10 protein-coding genes are annotated in these 11,180 nt (G+C 40.2%); 8 read left to right on the top strand and 2 right to left on the bottom strand.

Features of this window, described 5'->3' with window-relative positions:
- Positions 1-32 precede the first annotated feature (32 nt).
- Positions 33-1,132 (bottom strand): IS3 family transposase gene (locus tag FEK42_RS08900; protein WP_138211803.1). Its coding sequence is split into 2 segments (ribosomal slippage): positions 33-877 and positions 877-1,132, totalling 1,101 coding nucleotides; the frame shifts between segments, so codons are not numbered across the junction.
- A gap of 247 nt (positions 1,133-1,379) precedes the next feature.
- Positions 1,380-1,751, bottom strand: a complete 372-nt coding sequence (locus FEK42_RS08895; RefSeq protein WP_135491802.1) for a winged helix-turn-helix domain-containing protein — start codon at positions 1,749-1,751, stop codon at positions 1,380-1,382.
- A gap of 1,107 nt (positions 1,752-2,858) precedes the next feature.
- On the opposite strand from FEK42_RS08895, the gene FEK42_RS08890 reads away from it, so the two are divergent.
- From FEK42_RS08890 to FEK42_RS08855, 8 genes are all read left to right on the top strand, one after another.
- Positions 2,859-3,458: a fimbrial protein gene (locus FEK42_RS08890; protein WP_167852503.1), complete on the top strand. Its 600-nt coding sequence runs from the start codon at positions 2,859-2,861 to the stop codon at positions 3,456-3,458.
- A 17-nt stretch (positions 3,459-3,475) separates the two neighbouring features.
- Complete coding sequence (locus FEK42_RS08885) at positions 3,476-4,198, top strand: molecular chaperone (protein ID WP_135491800.1); 723 nt, start codon at positions 3,476-3,478, stop codon at positions 4,196-4,198.
- Between the two features lies 1 nt (position 4,199).
- Positions 4,200-4,913, top strand: coding sequence for a molecular chaperone (locus tag FEK42_RS08880; RefSeq protein ID WP_135491799.1), 714 nt, complete (start codon positions 4,200-4,202; stop codon positions 4,911-4,913).
- Positions 4,914-4,925: 12 nt separating this feature from the next.
- Entirely contained in the window at positions 4,926-5,654 is a 729-nt protein-coding gene (locus tag FEK42_RS08875; protein ID WP_135491798.1) for a fimbria/pilus periplasmic chaperone, read from the top strand.
- Between the two features lie 11 nt (positions 5,655-5,665).
- A complete protein-coding gene (locus FEK42_RS08870) occupies positions 5,666-6,304 on the top strand; it encodes a hypothetical protein (RefSeq protein WP_135491797.1) in 639 nt (212 codons plus the stop codon).
- Between the two features lie 2 nt (positions 6,305-6,306).
- Positions 6,307-8,910, top strand: a complete 2,604-nt coding sequence (locus tag FEK42_RS08865; RefSeq protein ID WP_135491796.1) for a fimbria/pilus outer membrane usher protein — start codon at positions 6,307-6,309, stop codon at positions 8,908-8,910.
- 4 nt (positions 8,911-8,914) lie between these two features.
- The gene (locus FEK42_RS08860; protein ID WP_135491795.1) at positions 8,915-9,823 is read left to right on the top strand and encodes a hypothetical protein; all 909 of its coding nucleotides are present in this window, start codon (positions 8,915-8,917) and stop codon (positions 9,821-9,823) included.
- Positions 9,824-10,128: 305 nt separating this feature from the next.
- Positions 10,129-11,180: hypothetical protein (locus FEK42_RS08855; protein WP_138211802.1), on the top strand; the 1,052-nt coding region annotated here is incomplete at its 3' end.

The raw sequence follows: 11,180 nt of genomic DNA, 5'->3' as shown, positions 1-11,180 counted from the left end.
TGACCCTGGCCCAAAATCAGTGCAGTGCTAAATCAGAGATCTTCGTCTTTCCGGAGACTTCGGATGAATTCAGCCGGAGTCATGTCATTTAATGATGAATGTGTCCTTTCATGATTATATTCCCTGCGCCAGCTGTCGAGTTTGTCCTGCGCATCTTCCAGTGACAGGAACCAGTGAATGTTCAGGCATTCATCCCGCAGACTGCCGTTAAATGATTCAATGAACGGGTTATCTGTCGGCTTTCCGGGGCGCGAGAAGTCCAGGGTCACGCCGTGTTCATACGCCCATTTATCCAGACTTTTTGAGATAAACTCGCTGCCGTTATCTGTCTGAATACGTACTGGCAGGCGCTTACCCAGCACCCGCAACCCTTCCATCACACCGACCACATCCTCGCCTTTCAGCGACTTTCCGGCATGGATCGCCAGACACTCCCGACTAAAATTATCGACTACAGTCAGCGCCCGGAAACGCCGTCCGTTAAACAGATTATCCGACACGAAATCCATACTCCAGCACTGATCGATATGCGTCAGGACCGGACGTTGCTGGCGATGTGCTGCACTGACATGTCTGCGGGGGCGCTTTCTGCGCAGGTTGAGGCCTTCCAGACAGTAAATCCGGTGTGTTTTCTTATGGTTAACAAGCCAGCCCTCCCGCCGCAGCTGGATATGAATACGCGGACAACCATACCGTATCCGGGTTTCCGCGATCTCCCGGATACGCTGGGTTATCGCCCGATCGTCACGCCGGCTCTGCCAGTGGTAGACAGTTCTGCTCTGCATCAGCAACCCGCATCCCCGGCGGACACTGATGCGGTATGCTTCCTGCAGGAAATGCACCGCCTGGCGCTTCTGAGCCGGCCTCAGAACTTTTGTTTCAGTACCTCCTGCAATATCTCCTTATCCAGACTCAGATCGGCCACCAGTTTCTTCAGCCGCTGATTTTCATCCTCCAGTTGCCGCAGACGCCGCAGTTCCGTCACGCCCAGACCGGCAAATTTCTTCTTCCAGTTGTAAAAGGTGGCCTCAGAAATACCCATCTTTCTGCAGACTTCCCCGACGCGGGTGCCGGTTTCGGCCTGTTTCAGCGCAAACGCAATCTGTTCTTCGGTATAACGGGTCTTTTTCATGGTAATAAGCCTCTCTGTTAGCAGGAAGAAAGACCGGAGACTTCAGTTTAGACTGGTACTGTTTTCAGGGAGGAGATCAGCTATATTGCAGTGTTAATAAAAATATTCCCCTGCCATCCGGATGCGCAGAGGAACAATAGCTAAAGCATTTCATAATTTTGAAATTTAATTGTTTTAATATAACTAATAAGGAATCTAACTATTAGTCTAAATAAATAATTATAGGTATAAGGTGTATAGCTTGAACTCAAATAAAATTTAATATTAGTGAAACAAAGCGAGTGATTAAATTACGCCTTATCGTATTTCCAGCTCCTTGTGCATGAATGGTCATTTTATAACCTCGCTTGTAAATATTTTCGATTATCACTGGCCCACCTACAGCATCTATTTTTCTACGAAGCTGAAGAATAAGCTGCTGAATATTATTATTACTGATTACCTCCCATCGTTCTCCCCAAACAGATTGAGCAAGCTCATTTCGTGCTAGAATACTATCTGACTGCTGCTTATGAAGCAGCGACGAAAACAACGCCGCTTCTTTTGGGCTTAATCGGGTCGACTTTTTTCCAAACATAAGCACACCGGTTTCATCATCAAAATTCAATTCAGGGTTCATATTATATCTCCTTGCCAAATATGTATTACCATATAAACATTAATCTATTATCAATACGTGAAACTGGTTAAAACATAATGATTAATAATCACCTGATAACAGAATTCTGATACTGTCATAATTGTTTTTTATGTCCCTGGTGATTTCTTATGTGAATTTTGGCAGGCACTTATGTAAATCAAAAGTTTAATAAGCAAGATAAAATTACTTAACGAAATGAACTATACACAAAGAACCTAAGATGATTTATTCACTATCTTAAAATAAGTAATAATTCGGGATGCCATCAGCGTCGCTATATCAGGAAGGGGGGGCGACAGCGAATCCCTGAATTCTTGCACACTGATGAAATGCAGATTGTTGCAAGTATGCCATTCATTATTACCGTATCGTCTTCAGATGAAGACTGTACAGCGATGATGCATGAGCCTGATATTGACGATGTCAGCCAGATCATTTTTACCTCATTGATTAAGCTAGGGATATGAAACACATAGATGGGGGCGTATCAACAAATGATTAGCTGTTATCGATGCTTCAGATTTCGTCCACGACCATAACCGAGGCTACGGCAGAACCACCGTTTACAGCCTTTATTCATCAACGCGTGGATAAGGTGACCAATCTACGGTGGTTTGACGCTGGCGTTGATCCTTGGCAATCATAATGAAGCTTCATCGTTCAGAAGTCGTCAATACCATCGCCAGCTCATTTACCACGCCTCCTGATGTACCGGTGTTCTAGACCCGACTTATTGTTGATGGATGATGAAAACTTCATGTTGCGTAGCATGATCCTCATGAATGATAAAATCAAATAGCTTCAATGAATAGAGGTATAGTATTTTATTTTTTTTAGTGAGCAATTTTAATCTAGGAATTTAGCTAAAAGGCGTAATTATTTTTTTGATATATATCTTCTTTTTTTATTTTTTTATCTTGTTTCCGATACTATTTCTGATTTACAGAGCTGTATATACTCAATTACGAGATTTTTTTGATTGTTAGCGATATATTTTCCTGAAATATGAGTTTTAGTTTTGTAACTAGATTCAGGAATGACAGGGGCATTTGGTTATTGTTGTAAATAATGAGTAAGGTAATTATTGTGAAATATTGGTATTCGCTAAATATTCTGACGGCTATAGTTACAATGGGAGCATGGAATAACGCTATAGCAATTGGCAAACCAGCTCATATTGATGTCTATGCGGAAATTTCGGAAACAACATGCGATATTAGTGTATCAAATGAAAGCATAGTATTAGGTACGTTCTCAAAAAATGATTTTGCAAAGTCAAAAACAGATGTGGGAACAAAATCTTTTGACTTAAGGGCCTCTAATTGTACCGAGTCCGGTAGTTCACAAGGAACAGTTCCTGGTGATGGTGGGGTTTATGCTGAAGTATTATTTAGTCCAGGAATGGGTATTCCTGGTGAGCCAACATTATGGAGTAATACCGGGATAAACGATGTCGGCGTGGTTCTCAAAGGTCATGTGTATGATTTTGCGACCAAGACCTCCACTGTGGCAGAAATTAAAAACAATGATTATATTCAGTTGGCTACCGTGTCTAAAGGTGATGTGATAAGTTCAATTGATGGAAAACAAACAACGTTGACCGCATCATTACAGGCGATAAATGCGAATACTGCGTCTGCACAGCATATTAAAGTGCCTGTGGATTTTATGATGATTTACCAATAAGCATACGGTAAAGGATTATGTTGATTAAATTTTCACTGAGTTTGTTGTTTCTTTTTCTATTGCCATTTGCATGGGCAGATGGGATTGGAATTAATGCCTTAAGGATAATTTATCCAGCAGGAAAGACATCAGTTTCGGTAAGTTTGAGAAATAATACTGACAATACCTGGTTGATGCAAAGTTATATTACCAGAGTTAGTGCCGGTAAACCGGATAGTCAGTACTTTAAAGTACTTCCTGGAATTGAAAAAGTTTCACCAAGAAATGAATCAATAGTCAAAATGATTGCGTTGGAAAATGTTGACAAACTTCCCAGGGATAGAGAGTCAGTTTTTTATTTTATCTCTCGTGGTATTATCACATCAGAACCATTACAAGATGTGATACTACCTGAAACTCAGGCTGGAATTATATTTTCCTTATCCTCTCAAATAAAAATGTTTTACCGTCCAGTTGGTTTGACGGAAGAGGGGGCTGATGAAGCAGCCAAAGAAATTGTATTTAATCGTACTGCTACGGGCGTCAAAATTATGAATAATAGTCCGTATTACATTTCGCTTCATGACCTCTTTTTTGGTCATAATAGTATAGCTACTATTGGTCTGAAAAATATGGGGATGATCTCTCCCTTTGAGTCTATGGACCTAACGTCCACAAAAATTGGGAACAACCGACAGGTGTCATGGGTGACTCTCAACGATCTTGGTATGGCAGAAATGCATCAGGGAAAAGTTCATTAATATGCGTACCCTGTACTTTTTTTTCATTATCTTATGCTTACCTGTAAAAAGTCATGCTGATGGGTTAAGTATTGATCATACCAGGGTCATTATGAGCTCTACATTGCACAGCACAGAGATAGTGATTAGCAATACCAGTAAATATACCTGGCTTGTGCAGAGCGGAATTGTTCATTCTCTCGGCAGTACAGAGAAACTAACACCCTCGGAAAAATTTTACATTTTGCCACCGATTTTCAAATTACCATCAGGTCAGTCGCAAACAGTACGGATAATTCGTCGGCAACCTGTAGGGCAAAATAACCAAGAAACATTACAATACATTGTTTTCAAGAGTATACCTGCAATTGATAAAAAATTTTTTGAACTGAACAAAGTCAAACAGCAGCTATCAGTATCACTGAGTTTAATTATTAAACTTCTTTCACGTCCCGCTGACCTTAATGTATCGTGGGAGAAGTCTGTTTCATTATTATCATTTACGAAAAAAGAACATGCGTTGACGATCAGCAATACCAGTCCGTATTTTCTGACTCTTAGCAGAGTTTTTGTCAATGGAACAGAAATAGCATTAGGTGGTAAACAGAGAACGATTACCCCTTTCAGTAAAATTACTCTCGATAAGGTAATAACATCGTCAGGGGATGAAATCAAATGGACTCTCATCAATGATCAGGGCGGTGAAACCAGAATGATGACTTATAATTTATTATAACAAAGGATATCTATGCCCTTTCTGCGCCAGATAGTTGTGTTTCTAATAATAGTAATAACAAACAAAGGGCTGTGCGATGAGAGTACACCGGGTATTTTTATTAATAAAACTAAACTGATCTTCTCTTCCCATTTAAATAAAACCGTGCTCAGGGTGGTTAACCATACAGCCGAGCATTATTTATTACAGGCAGTAATTCAAAGTTACGATCCTAAAACGGGTATGGCAGCTAATGATAATCAAGTATCACCCTTTATAGTTTCTCCTCCTGTCCACGAACTACGTGCCGGTGATGATACTTTAGTGTCTTTACTTGCAGTGCCGTCACGCGCGATTCTCTTACCATCAAGCAGAGAAAGTTTATACTATTTGACGCTAAGGCTAATACCATCTGAAATTAAAATGTACAATTCGGTTAAATTACGCTTAGTCACTGCTTATAACATCAGGGTCTACTGGCGCCCGATGCTTGATTCAATTAAGGAAAAAGATATTTATTTTTCTTGCAATAATGGTGGATTAAATATTTTAAATCGCTCGGGTCATTACAGGGAAGTGACGCAGCTATTTATTGATAAGTATAAGATAAAAAAGTCTCTACTTATTAGACCAGTACCACCTTATGGTAAATTGGAAATAAATACTTCTGTTCAACATTGCTCACCAGGCGTCCATCAGGTTTCATGGCGCTTTCGGGATGACTCTGGTGTGCCATCTGATTTATATCAAATGGAATTTTAGCGAGTTGTGATATGAATGTTTTGATAAGAAAATTCCCTTGTATTTTTTGTAGCATTCTGATTTTTTTTGCCCCTGTTGTTGCGCATGCAACTACGATGCCAACTCTGACATCTGCTCCTTTAGAGGAATACGCATATTTAAACTTTCATGCAGTTGTTGAAGCCACAACATGCGATATCTCTCTGGATAAAACAGAGGTTGAAACGACGATAAATAAATCGGTACTGTCTGCTGTAGGTCCAAATAATGTCTATCCGCTTGAGATTCTCGGGCTAACTCTGAATAACTGCACAGGCCTCATTGAGGCGGGAAAGAATGTGATGGTTGGTTTTAATGGACAGGTGGCAGATACTGATCGCACTTTCCGTGCAGCAGATTCGAAAAATGTTAAGCTATCCGCTGTTTTTAATTTTACCGATCAATTCACTGCTCCCAACATTGCACATTGCAACCAGGGTAATGTGATTAATTATAATAATCTTACTGCAAATTTACTTCCATGGCCAGTAACGCCTGCTCCTTCAGGTGAACTCCACTCATTGAATGATAGCAAGGCAAAACTGTTCATAGGCATTTGTGTTCCGCCTGATGGTGATTCAGGAAATGGTCAATTTCACGCTGCATTAGATATCACATTATTCTTCATCTAATCATGAATCATAAGAAACTTATTGATCTGCTCTTATCCAGAGTCGAAACAAACCTTCTCAGATTATCATTAATATTAATGATTGTTGGGCTATTTTTTTTCCAGAAATCGTGTCATGCTGAAGATTATTTCGATCCTGATCTACTGGTGACAGACCAGCAGGGCAGCATAGAAAAAATAGACCTTAGTCAGTTTGAAAAGGAATCATCACTTGCTGAAGGAACATATCTGGTTGATGTTATTGTTAATACTGTATGGATATCTTCAGAAATGGTTAAGTTTAAGGTATCTCCCCACGGAGAAAAATTGACTGCGCAGTTAAACCGCGAACAACTTAGTCGTTGGGGCGTGAATACTAATAGTAATGACGCACTTGCAGCTTTAAAAAAAGGTGAATATATTGATGATTTGTCACGTGTTATTCCCGGCGCAACGCTTCGTTTTGAACAGCAGAAACTAAAACTTAATGTTGAGATTCCACAAATAGTAATGAAATCATCTGAATTCTCTCAGCTGCCTGCAGTTGACAAATGGGATGACGGCATACCAGCTCTGATGTTTAATTATATGCTCAGTGGTATGCAAAGTGATGCTGATTTCTCCAACAGACATGCAAGAATGCGTTCTTTTTTTCTTTCATCACAAGGTGGTGCAAATTGGGGGCCATGGCGGTTACGCAGTTCCATTACATGGTCGCAACAGGCAAATTCACCGACATTCTCTAACCGATATATTGCGAGAGATCTAAAACAATTAAAGAGCGAATTTACTCTGGGAGAAACCTGGACACAAAATGACATACTGGACAGTATTAATTTTACAGGTCTTAAGTTGAGATCCAGTGATGACATGAAACCTGATAATCAACGTGGTTTTGCTCCTGTTATTTCTGGTATTGCCAGCTCGCGTGCGCAGGTTAGTATTTATCAGAATCATAATCTCATCTATCAGACATCCGTTGCTGCTGGAGATTTCCGGCTAACAGATATCCCACAGACAATGAATAGCGGTGAGTTGACGGTAATTGTCCGGGAAGCAAATGGTAATACCCAGCAGTGGGTTCAACCCTATACCGGACTCCCCATCATGCAGCGAAATGGCCATGCTGAATATGAGTTTGAGATGGGGAAAGCTATATTTAACTCTTATCATAAGGATGTTAAACCTGCATTCGGTCAGGGAACTCTTATTTATGGTTTACCTGCAAACACCACTGGCTATGGAGGCTTTTTGCTTTCTCGAAATTATGTAGCCATGACGGCAGGTGCTGGCGTTTCACTGGGAGAATTGGGCGCTGTATCGATTGATAATACCTGGTCGCATGCAAGCCAGCCTCATAGTTCTACGGTATCGGGTAATGCATGGCGACTTAAGTACTCAAAAAATCTTCTTACTACGGGTACAACTATTGATATCTACGATTTTCGTTATGCGTCGCGTGGTTATATGTCCTTTATGGATAGTCAGACTTTACCTGTTATAACTTCTTTAATGGGTAGTCAGGTATTAGGTGCATTATACAGAAACAGAAGGCGTCGCCGGAATTTACAGCAAATCATTTTGCGACAAAATTTTAGTCATTGGGGAAATTTGAATCTTAGCGCAATTCATGAGGATTACTGGAATTCAAGTGAAACTGATAACCGTTTTAGTTTTGGATATGGATTGTCTGTTAGTTCGGTTTCTATGTCGTTAAACATCTCCGTTAATAAAAGTCAGCTCACTATGCCAGGGCAGAAAAAGAATTGTGAGGTTTCTTTTAACCTTTCAGTACCGCTGGATACCTTATCATCCAATGCAAATTCCCGTTATGGTGATCTCAGTTACCAGGCAATTCGCGATCCTCGGGGGGATTTTAGTCAAATGGCCAGCCTTTCCGGAATGTTAAATGACAACTGGAATTATGAGTTTGGACAGTCATCGTCACAAGGCCAGGATGCGATGACAATGTTAAACATGGGGTATGACGGAAGTACGGGTAATGCGCAATTTGCCTATGACTGGAGTCATCATCAGAAGACGGCGAGCGCCAGTGCTACTGGCGGCGTTGTCATCCATCCCTGGGGAGTGACGCTGGCACCTGTTTTAGGGGATAGTATTGCTCTGATCCGCGCCCCCGGCGCTTCCGGGGTTCATATCGTTAATACTCACGAAAATACCGATTGGCGAGGTTATGCCGTGGTTCCATCACTCACTAATTATCGCTATAACGCTATTAATCTCGATCCTGATGGTCTGGATAGCCATGTTATGTTAACGGAAACCGGAAGGCGCGTTGTGCCGACTAAAGGTGCTGTTGTTGTTGCAGAATATCCCGTACGCACCGGAAGGCAGGCCATTATAACATTGCATTATCAGCGAGGTGTTGTCCCTTTTGGTGCGATGGTAAGTTTAGCGACGGATCATAATAAAGGGAACGCGGGGATTGTTGGTGAAAATGGTGAAGTTTACTTATCCGGATTAACTGATGAAGGATACTTACACGTTATATGGGGTAGTGAAATAAATAAACAGTGCAGTACATCTTTCAAACTACCGCACGATTCCGACCGTTATTTAGATGAATTAACCCTGACGTGTCATCAATACCCTCTTTCCTCGAGATGAACTTATGTTCAGATTTATGTTCCTGCTGTTCCTTATGGTCTGTTCTTGTTCCCACGCAGCATCATTCTTAGCAACATCTGTCTCTGATGGCAGCCAGGCGCAATGCGAAATTACTGGCATAAGTCATACACAAGGTGCTGTTTTTCCTGTTGCGCTTGGTGTTCGCTGTAGTTACCAAACACAAAATAATCGAAAATTTGCACTGTCCATTGGTAGCTCCATTACTGTCGATATTTCCGTGAGCTGTAACGGACTTCTGAACACGCCTCCTTCACCATTGGGAAAAGTGTTGTCCCCTACAGGAACAGATATGAGCTCTTATTACCCTTTGGGATACTTGTTTAATGCAGGAGCAGGACAAATTTTATGTCAGATATTTTTTAATAATTCCAGCCAAATAGTGAAACCTGGATTATACGTTGCCGGGTTATTCAGTGATTATCAGGGCCAGCCAGACGCATGGGAATTGGATGGTTATGCCATAATCAATAATAGGACCGTACCACAAGATACTGGTTCTGTTTACTGTTATCTTATTACTCCTCAAAACATTATAGATATGGGGATTATAAAACCGAATAGTGAGTCGAAACAAATGAGCATTGATATTGGGGTCAATTGTTCTGGGGCAACCCCTTCGATGGATACTGAGTTGGGATATTCTGTGCGATTTAGTAAATTCAATTGTTCTACTGATTGTTCGTTATTGGGTGAATATGTTCCTTATCCTGGCAGTGTTGCCGATCCCGGTGATGACCCGCAAACCGGTTTTATTATGAATGATGTTATGCAGTTTAAAAATGGTCAGACGACGAATACAAAAAACTATACCACGTTATGGAAAATCAGAGATAACAGCGGAAACCCCAGAGATATTTCGGCTAAAGCATATGTGGATATATATTATTATTAGGATTGGTTATTTTTATATCAGCACCCTCTTAAGGATTAAATTCATAGCATTATGCATATGCACGGCTGATACTATTTTTTATATTATTTTACAGCCATTGTTCTAATCAAAACCCTTCCCATTTAAAGCACCATTTCTAACCAGTTTATATGTGGGTGTTTTCAATTATATTTTAATGATTAATTTAAATGATAGCCTGTAATACTTATTACCGTTAATTATAACTGTTTTATGGTTTTTTATTTATTTTGATTTTTATTAATCTTGTTGAATCTAATCAGAGAGCAAAGGATCAAGGTTTTGATATGACTTCAACAGTATATGAAAAAAAAACCACGCATGATGGGTTAACAGTCACATTAAGCATGCGTAAAGGTGTTTATAGAGGAGGCGTATACTTCGATAGTGCTGACCTGGGGTATCTGGGGGATATCGAAAAATATCATATTTATTATCTTTTGGAGGTAACTGATAAATATGGTAATCCTGTTTCTGGAAAACAAATTACATTGAATGTCAATACCATTAAATTTCCTACAATCAGTGATTTTAAAGATTATGAATCTGTAATATATTACTCAGGTGATTTAAAGAAAGATAATCCAAAAATTAATACCTGGAATAATGTAAATCTTGATAGTAATGGTGAATATCTTGCTGGCTTACTCCCTTGCTTGATAAAAAGTGGGGCTTCCAAATTCAAACTGGATGCAGATGGTCCGCTTATTTACGCAGTAGTTGAAATGGTTTTTATTGTTGATGATGTTGATATTCGAGCTGTAATGAATATTAATGATAATTTTGAACCACTAAATCTTGCACCACTGGATGACTATCCAGTGGTGACTAATTCTACAGGTGACTATAGAGATATCACTGATACAGTAATTTACTATCCATCAGTTAATGATCTTGAGTACCCACAGTTAAGTAAAAAAGTGTATTTTGGGTTTCGTGAAGATGCTACTTACATATATGAGGCAAAAGATCTGGTCGGGGTTTCGGTAGATAAAAATAATCAAGCCACAATGCCATTTACTGAGAGTGAAATTAATAATCGAGCCGTCTGGGCTTATGGGGCTAATACATCTGGTTCTTTATCTGCACCGTTACGTTGTCGGGAAGTTAATTCTCAACCCAAATCCGAAATTATAATCAGCCCGCAAAATAACAGCAATATCTTTCCCGGGCAGACGCTTTATGCCACGTTTCAGTATCAACTGAAAGCCGGTGAACATTTTTCCGGAACCGAGTGTCCCTTTGCATTAAACCGGGGGAATTTTTTTCCTCCTGAAATCTCCTGGTGGCAGGAAGGGGATACCTTATATGGCGGCTGTTTACTGACTGTGGATGACAG

This window comes from Escherichia sp. E2748 (genome assembly GCF_005781125.1).
In the GTDB taxonomy this organism is placed as follows: domain Bacteria; phylum Pseudomonadota; class Gammaproteobacteria; order Enterobacterales; family Enterobacteriaceae; genus Escherichia.
The sequence above is the reverse complement of the archived record's forward strand: the minus strand, read 5'-3'. Positions and strand labels throughout refer to the sequence as shown.